General features: G+C 60.8%; 18 protein-coding genes. 10 read left to right on the plus strand and 8 right to left on the minus strand.

Features of this window, described 5'->3' with window-relative positions; all coding sequences use genetic code 11:
• Entirely contained in the window at positions 1-459 is a 459-nt protein-coding gene (locus C4J90_RS06930; protein ID WP_124361725.1) for a tripartite tricarboxylate transporter TctB family protein, read from the minus strand.
• A gap of 60 nt (positions 460-519) precedes the next feature.
• The gene (locus C4J90_RS06935; RefSeq protein WP_164484579.1) at positions 520-1,509 is read right to left on the minus strand and encodes a tripartite tricarboxylate transporter substrate binding protein; all 990 of its coding nucleotides are present in this window, start codon (positions 1,507-1,509) and stop codon (positions 520-522) included.
• Positions 1,510-1,902: 393 nt separating this feature from the next.
• Between C4J90_RS06935 and C4J90_RS06940 the strand changes: the two genes are divergently transcribed.
• Together C4J90_RS06940 and C4J90_RS06945 are read left to right on the plus strand one after the other, a co-directional pair.
• Positions 1,903-2,574, plus strand: a complete 672-nt coding sequence (locus C4J90_RS06940; protein ID WP_124361727.1) for a response regulator — start codon at positions 1,903-1,905, stop codon at positions 2,572-2,574.
• The gene (locus C4J90_RS06945) at positions 2,567-3,958 is read left to right on the plus strand and encodes a sensor histidine kinase (RefSeq protein WP_124419483.1); all 1,392 of its coding nucleotides are present in this window, start codon (positions 2,567-2,569) and stop codon (positions 3,956-3,958) included. The genes C4J90_RS06940 and C4J90_RS06945 overlap by 8 nt, the downstream gene beginning before the upstream one ends.
• Here the strand turns inward: C4J90_RS06945 and C4J90_RS06950 are convergent.
• Both C4J90_RS06950 and C4J90_RS06955 read right to left on the minus strand, forming a co-directional pair.
• A complete protein-coding gene (locus tag C4J90_RS06950; RefSeq protein ID WP_124366212.1) occupies positions 3,952-4,773 on the minus strand; it encodes an HDOD domain-containing protein in 822 nt (273 codons plus the stop codon). The two genes, C4J90_RS06945 and C4J90_RS06950, sit on opposite strands and share 7 nt — an antisense overlap.
• 37 nt (positions 4,774-4,810) lie before the next feature.
• Positions 4,811-5,752, minus strand: a complete 942-nt coding sequence (locus tag C4J90_RS06955; RefSeq protein ID WP_124419484.1) for a folate-binding protein YgfZ — start codon at positions 5,750-5,752, stop codon at positions 4,811-4,813.
• 140 nt (positions 5,753-5,892) lie between these two features.
• Between C4J90_RS06955 and C4J90_RS06960 the strand changes: the two genes are divergently transcribed.
• Positions 5,893-6,147: a succinate dehydrogenase assembly factor 2 gene (locus C4J90_RS06960; RefSeq protein ID WP_014717362.1), complete on the plus strand. Its 255-nt coding sequence runs from the start codon at positions 5,893-5,895 to the stop codon at positions 6,145-6,147.
• Positions 6,131-6,577, plus strand: coding sequence for a protein YgfX (locus tag C4J90_RS06965; RefSeq protein ID WP_124361731.1), 447 nt, complete (start codon positions 6,131-6,133; stop codon positions 6,575-6,577). The genes C4J90_RS06960 and C4J90_RS06965 overlap by 17 nt, the downstream gene beginning before the upstream one ends.
• Here the strand turns inward: C4J90_RS06965 and nadB are convergent.
• Positions 6,546-8,162, minus strand: coding sequence for an L-aspartate oxidase (gene nadB / locus C4J90_RS06970; protein WP_124361732.1), 1,617 nt, complete (start codon positions 8,160-8,162; stop codon positions 6,546-6,548). The two genes, C4J90_RS06965 and nadB, sit on opposite strands and share 32 nt — an antisense overlap.
• A 463-nt stretch (positions 8,163-8,625) precedes the next feature.
• On the opposite strand from nadB, the gene rpoE reads away from it, so the two are divergent.
• The 4 genes from rpoE to C4J90_RS06990 all read left to right on the plus strand — a co-directional run bounded on the left by rpoE (position 8,626) and on the right by C4J90_RS06990 (position 12,478).
• Positions 8,626-9,207 carry an RNA polymerase sigma factor RpoE gene (rpoE, locus tag C4J90_RS06975; RefSeq protein WP_003172477.1) on the plus strand — a complete coding sequence of 194 codons (582 nt, stop codon included), beginning with the start codon at positions 8,626-8,628 and terminating at the stop codon, positions 9,205-9,207.
• A 32-nt stretch (positions 9,208-9,239) separates the two neighbouring features.
• Positions 9,240-9,827: a sigma-E factor negative regulatory protein gene (locus tag C4J90_RS06980; RefSeq protein WP_057723059.1), complete on the plus strand. Its 588-nt coding sequence runs from the start codon at positions 9,240-9,242 to the stop codon at positions 9,825-9,827.
• A 16-nt stretch (positions 9,828-9,843) separates the two neighbouring features.
• Positions 9,844-10,803, plus strand: a complete 960-nt coding sequence (locus tag C4J90_RS06985; RefSeq protein WP_124419485.1) for a MucB/RseB C-terminal domain-containing protein — start codon at positions 9,844-9,846, stop codon at positions 10,801-10,803.
• A gap of 235 nt (positions 10,804-11,038) precedes the next feature.
• Positions 11,039-12,478: a DegQ family serine endoprotease gene (locus C4J90_RS06990; protein WP_124419486.1), complete on the plus strand. Its 1,440-nt coding sequence runs from the start codon at positions 11,039-11,041 to the stop codon at positions 12,476-12,478.
• A 67-nt stretch (positions 12,479-12,545) separates the two neighbouring features.
• On the opposite strand, the gene C4J90_RS06995 is transcribed toward C4J90_RS06990, so the two are convergent.
• On the minus strand, positions 12,546-13,979 hold the full coding sequence (locus tag C4J90_RS06995) for a M48 family metalloprotease (RefSeq protein ID WP_124369958.1): 1,434 nt from the start codon (positions 13,977-13,979) through the stop codon (positions 12,546-12,548).
• A 95-nt stretch (positions 13,980-14,074) separates the two neighbouring features.
• On the opposite strand from C4J90_RS06995, the gene C4J90_RS07000 reads away from it, so the two are divergent.
• Positions 14,075-14,314 carry a sulfurtransferase TusA family protein gene (locus C4J90_RS07000; RefSeq protein WP_124419487.1) on the plus strand — a complete coding sequence of 80 codons (240 nt, stop codon included), beginning with the start codon at positions 14,075-14,077 and terminating at the stop codon, positions 14,312-14,314.
• Positions 14,315-14,333: 19 nt separating this feature from the next.
• Here the strand turns inward: C4J90_RS07000 and C4J90_RS07005 are convergent, their stop codons facing one another.
• Positions 14,334-14,807: a peroxiredoxin gene (locus C4J90_RS07005; protein ID WP_124419488.1), complete on the minus strand. Its 474-nt coding sequence runs from the start codon at positions 14,805-14,807 to the stop codon at positions 14,334-14,336.
• Between the two features lie 10 nt (positions 14,808-14,817).
• Positions 14,818-15,378 carry a glycine cleavage system protein R gene (locus tag C4J90_RS07010; RefSeq protein ID WP_003189463.1) on the minus strand — a complete coding sequence of 187 codons (561 nt, stop codon included), beginning with the start codon at positions 15,376-15,378 and terminating at the stop codon, positions 14,818-14,820.
• Positions 15,379-15,640: 262 nt separating this feature from the next.
• Between C4J90_RS07010 and dapA the strand changes: the two genes are divergently transcribed.
• The gene (gene dapA, locus C4J90_RS07015; RefSeq protein ID WP_124419489.1) at positions 15,641-16,519 is read left to right on the plus strand and encodes a 4-hydroxy-tetrahydrodipicolinate synthase; all 879 of its coding nucleotides are present in this window, start codon (positions 15,641-15,643) and stop codon (positions 16,517-16,519) included.
• Positions 16,520-16,521: the final 2 nt, after the last annotated feature.

Genomic DNA, 16,521 nt, shown 5'->3' on the forward strand with positions numbered 1-16,521 from the left:
TCAGTTCTCCAGTACGTCGAGCAGGCCGAGGGGCAGCGGCACATCCATGGCTTTGTCGAACAGCAGGTACAGGCCGATGGCCATCAGGCCGACGATCACTACGCTGGGTATCCAGCGCCCGCCATACAGGCGTGCCATCGGGATGCCGATCAACAGGCTGCTGAGGATGAAACCCAACGATTCGAAGGTGGCGGCGAACACGATCAGCAGCGCTACGCAAATGCCGATCTTGACCAGTGTGTCGCGGTCCAGCGCCGGGTCTTCTTCGGTGTGTTGGGTGGGTTGCGGGCGAAACAGCATGTAGATCAGCGCCAGGCTCATCAGCCCGAGCATCAGCAGCGGAAAGGCGCGAGGCCCGACCGGCTCGTAGGAAAACGCTGCCTGATACGGCCAGGCCATCAGGGCGAGGCCGGCGCAGGCCAGCAACAGTACGGCGGCGAAAATGCGTTGTAAGAGCATGGTGAACTCCTGGGCCACACCGCGTATTTAAACGGGCGTGGCCGCGCGAAAGCGGGGCGTTTACTGGATCAGGCCGAACTCTTTGGCCAGCACTTTGTAGTCAGCCACCTGTTTTTTCACGTAGGTGTCCAGTTCCGGGCCGGTCATGGCGAACGGGAACAGCTCGCGCTGGTCACGCAGCTTGGCGAACTCGTCGGAAGCCAGCAGTTTGTCGAAGGCATCCTTCCACCAGGCGTAGTCGGCATCGCTGACTTTTGGCCCGAGGTAGAAGCCGCGCACCACTGGCCAGACGATGTCATAGCCTTGCTCTTTGGCGGTCGGGATGTTCTTCATTTCCGGCTCGTCCAGGCGCTGCTCGGAGAACACCGCCAGCAGGCGCATGTCACCGCTGAGGATGTGTGGCATGGAGTCGGAAATATCGGTACTGCCCACCTGAATGTGGCCACCGAGCAACGCGGTAGCGATTTCGCCGCCGCCTTCCAGCGCGACGTAACGCAGCTCGCGCGGATTGATCCCGGCGGCCTTGGCGATCAGGGCGGTTTGCATCCAGTCCTGGCTGCCCACTGTGCCGCCGGAACCTATCACTACGCTGCCTGGATCTTTCTTCAAGGCTTTTACGAGATCGTCGAGGGTCTTGTAGGGCGAATCACTTTTCACCGCGATGGCGCCGTAGCTGGTGCCCACCGCGGCGAGCCAGCGCACGGCGCTTTCATCGAAGCGACCGAACTTGCCCTGGGCCAGGTTCAGCAATGAACCGCTGGACCAGGCTACCAGGGTACCTCCATCCGCAGGGCGCTGAGCGACCACCGCGTTGTAGGCCACTGCGCCCACGCCGCCTGGCATGTAGGTCACGCGCATCGGCTTGCTCAGCAGTTTCTGGTTGACCAGCGCGCTTTGCGCCAGCTTGCAGGTCAGGTCAAAACCACCGCCCGGGGAAGCCGGGGCGATGCATTCAGGGCGCTTGGGTTCGTCGGCGGCCAGCAGTTGGCCGGCAAACAGCATGCAGCCGGCGGTAATGGCAACTTTACGCAGTGAAAGGGTCATGGTGATCTCCGTATTTTTGTTATGAGTGGCTTAGCCGCGTGCAATGCTGTGCCTGGCGTTGCGCGAGCGCACGGCCACCGTCTTCGAAGACGGCCAGGGCAGAGTGGTGTGAGTAAGGCGGGAATTTCTTGCAGGCGGGCGAGCCTGGGGCTGTGTCGACAGCATCGTGGTGCACTCCGTTATTGTTCTTATTTTGGCGAAAACGCTTCGAGGCGTTTTTCGGGCGCTACGGGTGAGGTAGCTCGGCGGGCGTAACCACCGTGACTGGATCCTAAAGGGCGAAGCTTTCACTAACCTTTCAGTTGCCTTTCAATGTTTTCGGGCTTCACAGGGCAGGTTGCGCCTGTAAACTGCCCGCCAAAGCGTGGCGTCGACCACGCCTGCACGAGGTAGAAATTCATGCGTGTCCTTCTGGTTGAAGACCATTTGCAACTCGCCGAAAGTGTCGCCCAAGCGCTCAAGAGCATAGGGTTGACCGTCGACGTGTTGCATGATGGCGTGGCTGCGGACCTGGCGTTGAGCAGCGAGGAATACGCGGCGGCGATCCTTGATGTGGGGCTGCCGCGCATGGATGGTTTCGAAGTGTTGGCACGCTTGCGCGCCCGTGGAAAAAATTTGCCGGTGTTGATGCTGACGGCACGCAGCGATGTAAAAGACCGCGTGCATGGCTTGAACCTGGGCGCCGACGATTACCTCGCCAAACCGTTTGAACTGACGGAACTGGAAGCGCGGGTCAAGGCGCTGCTACGACGCAGCGTATTGGGCGGCGAGCGCCAGCAGGCGTGCGGCGTGCTGGTGTATGACCTCGATACTCGGCGTTTCACGGTCGGTGGCGAACTGCTGACGCTGACCTCGCGCGAGCAAGCGGTGCTCGAGGCGCTCATCGCCCGGCCTGGCCGCGTGATGAGCAAGGAGCAACTGGCCTCCCAGGTGTTCGGTCTCGACGAAGAAGCCAGCCCGGACGCTATCGAGATTTATGTGCACCGCCTGCGCAAGAAACTCGACGGCCAGCCTATCGCCATTGTCACCTTCCGTGGCCTTGGCTACCTGCTGGAAGCCCGCGATGCATAAGCCCAGCAGCCTGCGCTGGCGCCTGCTGTGGAACCTCGCGCTGTTGCTGGTGCTGCTGATGCTCGCCAGCGGCATGAGTGCCTACTGGAACGGGCGCGAAGCGGCCGACACCGCCTATGACCGCACGCTGCTGGCCTCGGCGCGCACCATTGCCGCCGGCTTGACCCAGGTGGACGGCACGCTCAGTGCCAACGTGCCCTACGTGGCTCTGGACACCTTTGCCTACGACAGCGCCGGGCGTATCTATTACCAGGTCAACGACATCAACCAGAAGCTGATATCGGGTTATGAAAACCTTCCCGGCCCGCCGCCCGGCACCCCGCGTACTGACGATTACCCGGCCTTGGCGCGGTTCTACGACGCCGTGTATCAGGGCCAGCCGGTGCGCGTGGTGAGCCTGCTCAAGGCTGTCTCCGAGCCGAACATGAATGGCATGGCGGAGATCCGTGTCGCAGAAACTGACGAAGCCCGGGTCGCCATGGCCCGCAGCCTGATGGCCGACACCTTGTTGCGCCTGGGCATGCTGGCTATTGGCGCGCTGTTGCTGGTGTGGTTTGCCGTCAGCGCGGCGCTGCGCCCGCTGGAGCGCCTGCGCACGGCGGTGGAAGAACGCCAGCCCGATGACCTGCGGCCCTTGCCGCTGGTAGAGGTGCAGGATGAGTTCGGCCCGCTGGTGCGTTCCCTCAACCATTTCACCGAACGCTTGCGCGGCCAGTTCGAACGCCAGGCGCAGTTCATTGCCGACGCCGCCCACGAGTTGCGTACGCCGCTGGCCGCGCTCAAGGCCCGCCTGGAACTGGGCCTGCGCGCCGAAGACCCGACCACGTGGCGCACCACCCTGGAAACCGCCGCCCAGGGCACCGACCGTCTCACGCACCTGGCTAATCAGCTGCTGTCCCTGGCACGCATCGAAAATGGTGCCAGGGCCATTGCCGAAGGCGGCGCGCAGTTGCTAGACCTCAGCCAATTGGCCCGAGAGCTGGGCATGGCCATGGCGCCATTGGCCCACGCGCGAGGCGTTGCCTTGGCGCTGGAAGCAGACGAGCCGGTGTGGCTGCGCGGCGAACCGACGCTGCTCAATGAGTTGCTGAGCAACCTGGTGGACAATGCGCTGGCACACACACCACCGGGCGGCAACGTGATTTTGCGGGTGACGGCGCCAGCAGTGCTCGAAGTCGAAGACGACGGCCCCGGTATCCCACTGGATGAGCGGGATCGGGTATTTGAGCGATTTTATCGGCGCAGCCAGCAGGGTATGGGGTCGGGCCTGGGGCTGGCGATTGTCGGGGAGATCTGCCGTGCGCACCTGGCGCAGATCAGCCTGCACGATGGCGAATCGGTGGGGTTGAAAGTGCGCGTGAGTTTTATCGCCGGGGATCAGTAGAACATCGAACGTGCTTCATCCAGCTCGGTGCGCAACGTTTCGCTGTAGGGGTCAATCCGCAGCTTCTTCACCGCTGGTACACCCGCCATATCGACGTTCGCCAGTGGGTGTCCGGTGTGGCGGTGACAGTAGAGCACGGCGACCTGCACCACATCGATGTAATCGAGCTGGGCGCCGTCGCGTTCCAGGTTCAGATACTGGCCGGGCAATTTTGCCAGCATTTCGGGGAAGTCCCAGCCGCTGAGCAGCTTGTCGCCCAATACCGGATGGATGCTGTCGATCACGTGGTTGAGGCTGACCGGGTCGGACAGCAGCTCGTAATGGTCTTCGGCATAGGTGAGGATCGGCAGCACGCCGATCTGGTGCACCAGGCCGCCCAGGGCCGCCTGGTCGGGCTTGAGTTGGCTATGCCGGCGACACAAGGCATAGCTGACGCCCGCTACCTCGAGGCTGCGGCGCCACACTTCGCGCATTTTCTGTTCGACCACCTCGGAGCGGGCGTGAAAGATCTGCTCCATGACCAGGCCGATGGCCAGGTTGCTGCTGTAATTGGTGCCGAGCCGCGTGATGGCGGTGTGCAGGTCGGTAACTTCCTGAGTTGCTCTGAGCAACGGGCTATTGACCACTTTGATCAGGCGCGCCGACAGGGCGGTATCGCGACTGATCACTTTACTCAAGTGGCTGATGCTGATCTCCGGGTCTTCGGCGGCCTGACGAATTTTCAGGGCCACCTCCGGTAATGTCGGCAGAACCAGGTCATCGTTGTCGATGGCCTTCATCAAAGCCTGTTGGACTTTTTCCGCCAGCTCGTTCATTCATACTCTCTAGGGTGTTGCAAAAAAAGTACGGCGGTTAACGCTGGATCTCACGATCGCGGTCCAGCGCGTAGGGCAGGTCAAGCAGTCGCAGGCCCGGGCCTTCCAGGCTGCCTAAGCGTACGTCGCCGTTATCGGCAGCTTCGGCTTGCAGCACGGCAAGAAGTTCAATGGACTGATCCGCTTTTGCCGCGATGACCACTTCGCCGATCGAACTGTTATGGCTCGGGGAAAACAGTGCGGTGCCTGGCTCGGGTAATTCGGTCGCAGCCAGACTCATGCGGTACAGGCGGCGTTTGAGTTTGCCCAGGTACTGCATGCGCGCGACGATTTCCTGGCCGGTGTAGCAACCTTTCTTGAAGCTGACGCCGCCCACCGCTTGCAGGTTGAGCATCTGCGGGATGAACAGTTCGCGGGTCTGCGGCATCACCTGGCCGATGCCGGCGCGGACCTGGCCCAGCAGCCATTCATTCAGCTCGGCTTGCGGCAGGCTTGCCGCCAACTGGCTGCGCAGGCTTTCGGCGTGTTCGGCGGGTGCCCAGAGTTCAGCGCGGCCAGGCGACACGCGGATGGCGATCAACGTCTCGGTGCGCGTCACGCTGTCGGTCTCGACCGGCAACGCCAGGCCCAGCGCGGCCAGCGCATGGTCGGCATGCGCCAGGCCGAAACGCACCCAGGCGGCGCTTTCATCGGTGAGTTTGGATTTGGAGAACACTGCGTATTTCTTCAGGTCCGCCAATTGCGGCTCGAGCAGTTCACTGGCCATGGCCAGGAGCACGCCGTCACCTTGTAGCAGGATGCGAAAACTTGACTGCATCCGGCCTTTTTGCGTGCAGCGCGCGCCCAGGCTGGCCTGGGTGTCACTCAGGTAATTGAGGTTGCAGGTCAGTTGGCCCTGCAGGAATTTGGCAGCGTCCGCGCCGCGGACGGCGAGAACGCCTTCGTGGGACAGCGAGCAGAAGAAAGCAGAGTCGGCCATGGGTCATCGCAGGTCAAAAAGTCATGGGTGCATCATAGAGGGGCGCCCGGCAAATGCATAGTTTCCATGGGGCGCGACCAAAGCCGGCTGTCCCGGTGCCGTCGGGCCTGTATACTTGCGCTCTATTTGAGGAGCGTTCCATGGTCGAAGATGTAGAAATCAATCGCCTCTACTGGCACAGCCGTCGCGGCATGCTGGAACTGGACGTGTTGCTGGTGCCTTTCACCAAAGAAGTCTACGCGACGCTCAACCAGGTAGATCGCGACCTTTACGTACGGCTGCTGACATGCGAAGACCAGGACATGTTCGGCTGGTTCATGGAGCGCGCCGAATCGGAAGATCCGGAGCTGCAACGCATGGTTCGGATGATCCTGGACCGTGTCCAGCCCAAGTAACCGTTTTGAGTGCCGCTGGCAGGCCTCACGGCTGTTGCTGGCGGCGTATCTGATTGCGCAACTGTTTGCATTGGGTGCCTGTCTGGTAGTCGATCTGCCGCTTGCATCCCTTGGCATGCTGGCGTGCCTGGCCCACGCCGCCTGGGTGTTGCCGCGGCATGTGTTGCTGACTCACCGCTCGTCGATTCGGGGCCTGCGCCGCGATGAGGATGGCTGGCAATTGTTCAGCGCCGAGCGCGGCTGGCACAGCGTGCAGTTACGGCCCGACAGCCTGGCGCTGCCGCTGGTCGTGGTGCTGCGCTATCGGGTGCAAGGTGAACGATGGGTGCGCTCGACGTGCGTGCCTCACGACGCGCAGGCTGCGGATATGCATCGGCGCCTGCGCGTACGCTTGAAGTTCAGTCGCCGTAGGTGGCTGGCACCAGAATAGTGTCGCGGGCCTCAGGCAGCATCTGCGGGTAGTCGAGGGTGTAATGCAGCCCTCGGCTTTCCTTGCGCGCCATGGCCGAGCGGATCATCAACTCGGCGACTTGGGCCAGGTTGCGTAATTCGATCAGGTCGCGGCTGACTTTATAGTTGCTGTAGAACTCGTCGATTTCATCCAGCAGCAATCGCACCCGGTGCTGTGCCCGTTGCAGGCGCTTGTTGGTGCGCACGATCCCCACGTAGTCCCACATGAAGCGCCGCAGCTCGTCCCAGTTGTGCGCGATGATCACGTCTTCGTCCGAATCCGTCACCTGGCTGGCATCCCAGCGCGGCAGGGCGGCCGGCACCGCGATGCGCGGCAGTTGTTCGAGGATGTCCGCCGCCGCCGAGCGCGCATACACAAAGCATTCGAGCAGCGAGTTGCTGGCCATGCGGTTGGCGCCGTGCAGGCCGGTGAAACTGGTTTCGCCAATGGCGTACAGGCCGGGCACGTCGGTGCGGCCATGCTGGTCGACCATTACGCCGCCGCAGGTGTAATGCGCGGCAGGCACGACCGGGATCGGGCCTTTGGTGATGTCGATGTTGAAGGTCAGGCAGCGCTCATAGACGGTGGGGAAGTGCGTCTTGATGAAGGCTTCGGGTTTGTGGCTGATGTCCAGGTAGACGCAGTCGATGCCCAGGCGCTTCATCTCATGGTCGATGGCGCGGGCGACGATGTCGCGCGGTGCCAGCTCGGCGCGCGGGTCGAAGCGTTGCATGAAGCGTTCGCCATTGGGCAGCTTCAAGTGTGCACCTTCCCCGCGCAGCGCCTCGGTGATCAGGAAACTCTTGGCCTGGGGGTGGTACAGGCAAGTGGGGTGGAACTGGTTGAATTCCAGGTTCGCCACCCGGCAGCCCGAGCGCCAGGCCATGGCGATGCCGTCGCCGCAGGCCCCGTCGGGGTTGCTGGTATAGAGGTAGACCTTGGCCGCGCCACCTGAGGCAAGGATGGTGAAGCGCGCGCCGTAGGTGTCGACTTCGCCGCTGGTGCGGTTGAGCACATAGGCGCCGAGGCAGCGCTCGCCGGGAAGGCCCAGGCGTTTTTCGGTGATCAGGTCGACGGCGACTCGCTGCTCCAGTAATTCGATGTTGGGGCGTTGGCGAGCCTGGTCGAGCAAGGTCCTGAAAATGGCGGCGCCGGTGGCGTCGGCGGCATGGATGATGCGGCGGTGGCTGTGGCCGCCCTCACGGGTCAGATGGAACTCGAAGCCGCCGTCATCGCTGCCCGCGTGTTCATCGCGGGTAAAGGGCACACCCTGGTCGATCAGCCATTGGATCGCCTCGCGACTATGCTCGACGGTGAAGCGCACCGCGTCTTCATTGCACAGGCCGCCGCCTGCATTGAGGGTGTCTTCGACATGGGACTGTACGGTGTCGGTGTCGTCCAGTACGGCAGCGACGCCGCCCTGTGCCCAGAATGTCGAACCGTTGGCCAAGTCGCCTTTGCTCAGTACGGCTATACGCAGATGGCTGGGGAGGGTCAGTGCCAGGCTCAGGCCGGCGGCGCCGCTGCCGATCACCAGGACATCGTGTTGAAACTGTTGGCTCATTGAATGGATTCCGCAAAAAGCGATCCGAAGAGGAGGCGCAAGCAGGACGCCTGGATCGGCGAATCAAAGGGGCACACGGACCACTAGTATATAGAGGGGTGGAGCGGCACAATAGCCAGGCATTCGTGGCATTGTGAGATTACGGTGCACAGCACCCGGTTAAACAGCCAGTCAGCGAGCGGGAACTTTTTGCATAAGCCCCGACTCAATAGCAGGTTGCCCGAAAGCTGGGAAAAACGTTGTGTTTATTGGCCCGTCGGGAGCATTGGACGCGTCAGAAAACCGACGAAAAGATTATTCGCGCAGCCGGCGTTGCCTGAGCTGCGTTTTTCGTGTGTGCCAAATCAGTGCGTGCCGGAAACTTGCTTGAAGGGGGAGAACTTTTGCGAAAAGCCCGAGTCTATGTTTACAAGCCTGATCGTTTAGTTATGCAAGCCTCCTTCGAGTACAACGAGGAGTGTTCATGCTAACCCAGGAAGAGGATCAGCAGCTGGTCGAGCGCGTACAACGCGGCGACAAGCGCGCATTTGATCTGCTAGTGCTGAAATATCAGCACAAAATTCTCGGGTTGATCGTGCGGTTTGTGCACGACACCCATGAAGCGCAGGACGTTGCACAGGAAGCCTTTATCAAGGCGTATCGTGCACTGGGCAATTTCCGCGGTGATAGTGCGTTTTACACGTGGCTATATCGCATCGCCATTAACACGGCGAAGAACTATCTGGTGTCTCGCGGCCGCCGCCCACCAGACAGTGATGTCAGTTCAGAAGATGCTGAATTCTATGATGGCGATCACGGCCTCAAAGATCTCGAGTCGCCGGAGCGTGCGTTGCTGCGCGACGAAATCGAGGGAACCGTTCATCGAACAATTCAGCAACTGCCAGAAGATTTGCGTACGGCGTTAACTTTACGTGAATTCGATGGTCTGAGTTACGAAGACATTGCGAGCGTCATGCAGTGTCCGGTGGGGACTGTAAGGTCACGGATTTTCCGGGCCCGGGAAGCCATCGACAAAGCCTTGCAACCGTTGTTGCAGGAAAACTAAAGACAGCGGCGACAGCCAAGAGAGGAACCGCCATGAGTCGTGATGCCCTGCAGGAATCGCTGTCCGCAGTGATGGATAACGAAGCGGATGAACTGGAACTTCGTCGAGTGCTCAACGCATTTGATGATGCCCAAACCCGTGATACCTGGTCTCGTTACCAAGTCGCTCGGGCGGTGATGCACAAGGATCTTCTAATCCCTCGTCTGGATATTGCTGCGGCCGTTTCTGCCGCGCTGGCCGATGAAGCCGTTCCGGCAAAAGCTGCTCGTGGTCCATGGCGTAGCCTGGGTCGTCTGGCAGTCGCTGCTTCGGTGACCGTCGCCGTACTGGCCGGTGTTCGTCTGTACAACCAGGACGAAATCGCTGGTGCCGAACTGGCCCAGCAGACTCAGCAACCGGTCATGGCCGGTCCGCAAGTCAAAGGCCCGGCTGTACTGGCTGGCTACAAGGAAAGCTCTGATACCGCCGGCCCTATGGCTAACGGTGTGCTTCAGGGGCAATCCGGCTGGCAGGATCAGCGTCTCCCAGGCTACCTGCGTCAACATGCACAGGAAGCGGCTGGCAAGAACGCTGAAAGTGCTCTGCCATACGCTCGCGCAGCAAGCCTGGAAAACCGCTGAACCGCTAAGGAGCCCTATGCGCGCCATACCGCTCCTTACGCTCTTGTTCAGTAGTTGGTTTGCACTACCCGCCCATGCCGATGAAGCCCAAGACTGGCTGACTCGACTTGGGCGTGCGGAGCAGCAGCAAAGCTTTCAAGGTACGTTCATCTATGAGCGTAACGGCAGTTTTTCTACCTACGATATCTGGCACCTTGTCCACGACGGTCAGGTCAGGGAGCGGCTTTTGCAGCTCGATGGTTCTGCCCAAGAAGTCGTGCGGGTAGAAGGTCACACTCAGTGCGTCAGCGGCACCCTTGTCGCCGGCCTGGGTAATTCCCGTGACAGTGCGTCACGTTCGCTGAACCCGCAAAAACTCAATCAATTCTACGAACTGGCCGTTATCGGCAAATCTCGCGTGGCTGGTCGTAATGCAATTATTGTTTCGATCACCCCGCGCGACCCTTACCGCTATGGTTTCGAGTTGCACCTGGATCGTGAAACCGCGTTACCCCTCAAGTCGTTGCTACTCAGCGAGCAGGGGCGACTGCTGGAGCGCTTTCAGTTTGTTCGATTGAATACGTCTGCCTCTCCCGTTGATCGAGACTTGCAGCCCAGCAGCGAATGCACGCCTGTTGCGATTGGCCGCAGCGAGACATCGCAAACGCCCGCCTCCAACGCGTGGCACCTGGACTGGTTGCCGCCTGGCTTTGAGCTGAGTAGCACTACATCGCGCAGAGACCCACAGACAAAATCCACCCTCGACAGCTTGATGTACGATGATGGGCTTGCACGTTTCTCGGTATTTCTTGAACCCACCGACGGCGCGAGTGTGTCGGAAACCCGCACTCAGCTTGGGCCTACGGTTGCGGTGTCGCGGCATGTGAATACGGTGGACGGGCAGATGATGGTGACGGTTGTCGGAGAAATCCCAATCGGCACCGCTGAGCGCATCGCGTTGTCGGTTCGCGGTGAAAAGGCCGCAGCCAATCCGTGAGTCGTTAATTCAGTGTTCATCCTGATCTTTCACCCTGCTGCCATGCTAGGGTGCCTGTCGAGAGCATGAAATGTCTGGATCAGCATTTTCACTTGCAAAAAATCCTTATGTTTTTTATAGGTCAGGGCTTCTCGGCCCTTGCCTTGTTTTGTTCGCGGAACAAAAAATGCCGGGCGCGGTTTCCGGCTTTTTTTGAACCCTGTCGCTCAACCCTGCTCGTCGTAACGGGAGCTGTATGTCGATACCACGTTTGAAGTCTTACTTATCCATAGTCGCCACGGTGCTGGTGCTGGGTCAGGCCGTGCCCGCACAAGCGGTCGAGCTGCCTGATTTCACCCAACTGGTGGAGCAGGCCTCGCCTGCGGTGGTGAACATCAGTACCACGCAGAAATTGCCGGATCGCAAAGTTTCGAACCAGCAGATGCCCGACCTGGAAGGCTTGCCGCCGATGCTGCGCGAGTTTTTCGAGCGAGGCATGCCGCAACCACGCACCCCGCGCGGTGGTGGCGGTGGCCAGCGCGAAGCGCAGTCCCTGGGCTCCGGTTTCATCATTTCGCCCGACGGCTATATCCTCACCAATAACCACGTGATTGCCGATGCTGACGAGATCCTCGTGCGCCTGGCCGACCGCAGTGAGTTGAAAGCCAAGCTGGTCGGCACCGACCCGCGTTCCGACGTGGCCTTGCTGAAAATCGAAGGCAAAGACTTGCCGGTGCTTAAACTGGGTAAATCCCAGGACCTTAAAGCGGGCCAGTGGGTGGTAGCGATCGGTTCGCCGTTCGGTTTTGACCACACCGTCACCCAGGGCATTGTCAGCGCCATCGGCCGCAGCCTGCCCAATGAAAACTATGTGCCGTTCATCCAGACCGACGTGCCGATCAACCCAGGCAACTCCGGCGGGCCGCTGTTCAACCTGGCCGGCGAAGTAGTCGGGATCAACTCGCAGATCTACACCCGCTCCGGTGGTTTCATGGGCGTGTCTTTCGCGATTCCGATCGACGTGGCCATGGACGTTTCCAATCAGTTGAAGGCCGGTGGCAAAGTGAGTCGCGGTTGGCTGGGCGTGGTGATCCAGGAAGTGAACAAGGACCTCGCTGAGTCTTTCGGTCTCGATAAGCCGGCGGGTGCACTGGTCGCGCAGATCCAGGACGACGGCCCGGCTGCCAAAGGCGGCCTGCGGGTTGGCGACGTGATCCTGAGCATGAACGGCCAACCGATCATCATGTCGGCTGACTTGCCGCATCTGGTCGGCGCACTCAAGGCGGGCAGCAAAGCCAAGCTGGAAGTGATTCGTGACGGCAAGCGCCAGAATGTCGAGCTCACCGTGGGGGCAATCCCGGAAGAGGGCGCGACCCTGGATGCTCTGGGTAACGCCAAGCCAGGCGCCGAGCGCAGCAGCAACCGCTTGGGCATTGCGGTAGTTGAGCTGACTGCCGAGCAGAAGAAAACCTTCGATCTCCAGAGCGGTGTCGTGATCAAGGAAGTGCTGGACGGCCCAGCCGCCTTGATCGGCCTGCAACCGGGCGATGTGATCACCCACCTGAACAATCAGGCGATCGATACCACCAAGGAATTCGCCGACATCGCCAAGGCGTTGCCAAAGAATCGTTCGGTGTCGATGCGCGTGCTGCGTCAGGGGCGTGCCAGCTTCATCACCTTCAAGCTGGCCGAGTAGCCTTCCAGCTCAATAAAAAGCCCCGCCATCGGTGAATGATGGCGGGGCTTTTTTGTGGGCGATGGGTTTAGCTCATCATCCCTTTCACCAGGCGTTCCTGTTCGATCAACTCGCGCTGGCGTGCATCGATGCGCGAGGACAGTGGGAAATTATTGCCTGCGCGGCGCTTGGCAAAGTCCAGTTGCTGGATGGCTTGCTGGAAGTCGCCCACCAGCGCGAAATATTCGGCGCGTGCCTGGTGCAGGCCGATGATATTGCCCGACAACCCACGGGTCTCGGCGACCTGATACCACACGTCCGGATCATCCGGGCGGGACTTGAGCAAGCCATCCAGGGCTTTTTCTGCATCAGCGGTGCGATTCTGCTTGAGCAGCAGATCTACGCGTACCTGGTTCAGCGGGTAGTTGCTGGGGTACTGGGCAAGCATGCGGTCAGTGCGTTGTTGTGCGTCTGGCATGCGATTGCTGGTGATGTCCAGCTCGATCTGCGCCAGGTTGTAGGTGATGTCGTTGGGCGCTTTGGCCAGCAGCGGTGCCAGGCTCTCCCGTGCTTCCTTGAGCTGGGTGCCCTTGATCTGGGCGATGGCCAGGCCATAACGCGCCACATCGTTCTTCGGGTTCTCGTCCAACTGCGCCTGGAAGCGCTTGGCGGCGAGGCCTGGGGTGTCTTCGTACTTCAATTGCACCCGAGCGCGGATTAACTGATAGCGCAGGCTGTCTTCCTTTCCGCCGGGTTTGGCCTGCTCGGCGCGGTTGCGGGTGTCGGCGATCCGCGATTCCGTCACCGGGTGCGTCAACAGGAATTCCGGCGGCTTGGCGTCGAAGCGGTACTGGCGCATCAGGCGCTCGAACATGGTAGGCATGGAGCGCGGGTCGTAGCCGGCTTTCTCCAGGTTGAGGATGCCGATACGGTCGGCCTCCTGTTCATTCTGCCGAGAGAATCGACGCTGCTCCTGGATCGCGGCGGCCTGGGAGCCGGCAATCGCGGCAATGCCTGCATCGCCAGCGCCGGCTGCGGCAGCAATGATGCCGCCGAGCAGGGCAGCCATCATCGGGATCTGCATGCGCGACTGCGCTTCCACGCCTCGAGCAAAGTGGCGCTGGGACAAATGCGCCAATTCGTGGGCCAGCACCGATGCGTATTCACCTTCGGTCTGGGCATTGAGGAACAAGCCGCCATTGACCCCGACGATCCCGCCGGGTGCGGCGAAGGCGTTGAGTTGTGGGCTGTTGATCAGGATGAATTCCAGGCGCCGGTCATTGACCTGGCTGGTCTCCACCAGCTTGTACACGCTGGTTTCGACGTAGTCCTTGAGCTGCGGGTCGTTGAGTTGCGAGACCTGGCCGCGTAGGTAGGCCAGCCAGGCGCGGCCCAGTTGATATTCCTGTTGCGGCGAGACAATGGCAGAACTGGCGTCGCCAAGTGAGGGCAGCTCGTCAGCGAAGGCCGGGGAGGCCAGCAGGCAGGCCAGCGTCAGCAGGGTAGGGCGCAGGAAAGTCATGCACAAAGCCTTTCGACAAAGAGCTTACTGTAGCCGGACACTGAGCTTCGGACCAGATATTCTAAGCAGCTCAAATGTTTGCCTGGAGTAACACCATGACCGACGCTGTAGCCTTTGACGCCGAACTCGACGCCAGCGGCCTCAACTGTCCGCTGCCCTTGCTCAAGGCCAAGCTGGAGCTCAATCGACTGGCCAGCGGGGCTGTACTCAAAGTGACCGCCACGGACGCAGGCTCCCAGCGCGACTTCCGCACCTTTGCCAAGCTGGCGGGCCACACGCTGGTCCAAGAGGAAGAAGCGGCAGGTGTGTACCGTTATTGGTTGCGCAAAGTCTGATGGCTTTATGGGCTGAAGATCAGCCCTTGTTCAGCGCCTGCGCCGCCGCCAAGACCGCGTCCACATGCCCTGGCACTTTCACGCCGCGCCATTCCTGACGGAGCACACCTTCGCTGTCGATCAGAAAGGTGCTGCGATCCACCCCCAGGTATTCCTTGCCGTACAGCTTCTTCAGCTTGATCACATTAAACAGCTGGCACACCGCTTCGTCCTTGTCACTGATCAGCTCGAACGGAAACGCCTGCTTACTCTTGAAGTTCTCATGGGATTTCACGCTGTCGCGCGACACGCCAAACACTTCGGTATTGGCGGCTTGGAATGCAGCGTATTGGTCGCGGAAACCCTGGCCCTGGGTGGTACAGCCTGGGGTGCTGTCTTTCGGGTAGAAATAGAGCACCACTTGCTTGCCCTTGAGGGCCGCAAGGCTGAAGGTCTGGCCGCTGGTGGCCTGGGCTTCGAAGTCGGCGACGGGTGTGTCGATGGCTACCGGCATGGGTACGTCCTTACATGGGGTTCTGTGGGCGCCACGGCTCGATCAGGGCGTCAAGGTTCAAGGCGTCGGCGAAGTCCAGGAACTGGTCGCGCAACCAGCTGATCTGCACGCCGGCCGGCAAGGTCACGGTGAAGGTGGCGTTGAGCATGGTGCCGCCGGTTTGTGGCGCCTGGTAGGTGTCGCAGGTCAGGTTCTCCAACTCGACGTTGTGGTCGATAAAGAACTGGCACAGCTCGTTGACGATGTCCGAGCGGTAGGCCGAGCTGACATACGCCACGTAAGGCAGGGCCTGTGGACGATTTTCCAGGGCTGCGCTGCGCACCACGTTAACGGTGAAGTCGTGCTTCTTGGCCAGGCCAGGCAGGCCGGTCTCCAGGCGCGCCAAGGCGTCCCAACTGCCGGAAATCTGCAGCACCAGCGCACTGCATTCGCCATGGCGGGTCAGGCGCGAGGTCACGACGGCGCAGCGGTTTTCATGGCTGGCGCGGCACAGGACGTTGGTCAGCTCCATGGGGTTGGCGCCGAGGGCACTGATAACAAGGAATTGTTCGCGAACTGTGGGGGTGGACATGCAGCCTTCCTAAAGCGATGAGCGGTCGATACCGTCAGAGCTGTATCGATCAAAGGATGAAGGGTAGCGAAAACCATCGCCAAGGGCTAGGAGGTGGCGTTTTCATTACGTGAACGGCGTGCTTCACGCGGTGCTTTGGTCCAATGATGGCATTGCCCGTCGTTTAGTTACGCCAGAACGCATCCTCGCACGGTACTTCGCTTGTACAAGTATCTTGGCGCCAGTACCATTACGGCTCTCTTTTTCCGGCAGGAGCGGTTGCATGATTGCGGGCAGTATGGTGGCACTGGTCACACCCATGGATGCACAAGGTCATCTCGACTGGGACAGCCTGGGCAAACTGGTGGACTTCCACCTGCAAGAAGGCACCAACGCCATCGTAGCGGTCGGCACCACAGGTGAATCGGCCACCCTCGATGTGGAAGAGCACATCCAGGTGATCGAGTTCGTGGTCAAGCGCGTTGCGGGCCGCATCGCCGTGATCGCCGGTACCGGCGCCAACTCGACGCGTGAAGCGATCGAGCTGACCAAAAACGCCAAGAAGGCCGGCGCCGATGCGTGCCTGCTGGTGACTCCGTATTACAACAAGCCGACTCAGGAAGGCCTGTACCAGCACTTTCGCACCATTGCCGAAGCTGTCGACATCCCGCAGATCCTCTACAACGTACCCGGCCGCACTGCGTGCGATATGAACGCCGAGACGGTGATCCGCCTGTCCACCGTGCCGAACATCATCGGTATCAAGGAAGCCACCGGCGACCTGCAGCGCGCCAAGGACATCCTTGCCGGCGTGAGCAGCGATTTCCTGGTGTATTCCGGTGACGACGCCACCGCGGTCGAGCTGATGCTGCTGGGCGGCAAGGGCAACATTTCCGTGACCGCCAACGTCGCCCCGCGCGCCATGAGCGAAATGTGCGCCGCCGCCATTGCCGGTGACGCCACGACCGCACGTGCGATCCACGAGAAGCTGATGCCGCTCAACAAGACACTGTTTATCGAATCCAACCCTATTCCCGTGAAGTGGGCGCTGTTTGAGATGGGCCTGATGCCGGACGGTATCCGTCTGCCGCTCACCCGGCTCAGCGAAGCCTGTCACGAACCGCTGCGACAGGCCCTGCGCCAGTCCGGCGTCCTGGTTTAATT

This window comes from Pseudomonas sp. R2-60-08W (assembly GCF_003852335.1).
In the GTDB taxonomy this organism is placed as follows: Bacteria; Pseudomonadota; Gammaproteobacteria; order Pseudomonadales; family Pseudomonadaceae; genus Aquipseudomonas.

What these genes read in the sequence shown, in the direction of transcription:
- C4J90_RS06930 (WP_124361725.1), bottom strand. Translation starts at nt 459, where the DNA reads ATGCTCTTACAACGCATTTTCGCCGCCGTACTGTTGCTGGCCTGCGCC.
- C4J90_RS06940 (WP_124361727.1), top strand. Translation starts at nt 1,903, where the DNA reads ATGCGTGTCCTTCTGGTTGAAGACCATTTGCAACTCGCCGAAAGTGTC.
- C4J90_RS06945 (WP_124419483.1), top strand. Translation starts at nt 2,567, where the DNA reads ATGCATAAGCCCAGCAGCCTGCGCTGGCGCCTGCTGTGGAACCTCGCG.
- C4J90_RS06950 (WP_124366212.1), bottom strand. Translation starts at nt 4,773, where the DNA reads ATGAACGAGCTGGCGGAAAAAGTCCAACAGGCTTTGATGAAGGCCATC.
- C4J90_RS06955 (WP_124419484.1), bottom strand. Translation starts at nt 5,752, where the DNA reads ATGGCCGACTCTGCTTTCTTCTGCTCGCTGTCCCACGAAGGCGTTCTC.
- C4J90_RS06960 (WP_014717362.1), top strand. Translation starts at nt 5,893, where the DNA reads ATGGTCGAAGATGTAGAAATCAATCGCCTCTACTGGCACAGCCGTCGC.
- nadB (WP_124361732.1), bottom strand. Translation starts at nt 8,162, where the DNA reads ATGAGCCAACAGTTTCAACACGATGTCCTGGTGATCGGCAGCGGCGCC.
- rpoE (WP_003172477.1), top strand. Translation starts at nt 8,626, where the DNA reads ATGCTAACCCAGGAAGAGGATCAGCAGCTGGTCGAGCGCGTACAACGC.
- C4J90_RS06980 (WP_057723059.1), top strand. Translation starts at nt 9,240, where the DNA reads ATGAGTCGTGATGCCCTGCAGGAATCGCTGTCCGCAGTGATGGATAAC.
- C4J90_RS06985 (WP_124419485.1), top strand. Translation starts at nt 9,844, where the DNA reads ATGCGCGCCATACCGCTCCTTACGCTCTTGTTCAGTAGTTGGTTTGCA.
- C4J90_RS06990 (WP_124419486.1), top strand. Translation starts at nt 11,039, where the DNA reads ATGTCGATACCACGTTTGAAGTCTTACTTATCCATAGTCGCCACGGTG.
- C4J90_RS06995 (WP_124369958.1), bottom strand. Translation starts at nt 13,979, where the DNA reads ATGACTTTCCTGCGCCCTACCCTGCTGACGCTGGCCTGCCTGCTGGCC.
- C4J90_RS07000 (WP_124419487.1), top strand. Translation starts at nt 14,075, where the DNA reads ATGACCGACGCTGTAGCCTTTGACGCCGAACTCGACGCCAGCGGCCTC.
- C4J90_RS07005 (WP_124419488.1), bottom strand. Translation starts at nt 14,807, where the DNA reads ATGCCGGTAGCCATCGACACACCCGTCGCCGACTTCGAAGCCCAGGCC.
- C4J90_RS07010 (WP_003189463.1), bottom strand. Translation starts at nt 15,378, where the DNA reads ATGTCCACCCCCACAGTTCGCGAACAATTCCTTGTTATCAGTGCCCTC.
- dapA (WP_124419489.1), top strand. Translation starts at nt 15,641, where the DNA reads ATGATTGCGGGCAGTATGGTGGCACTGGTCACACCCATGGATGCACAA.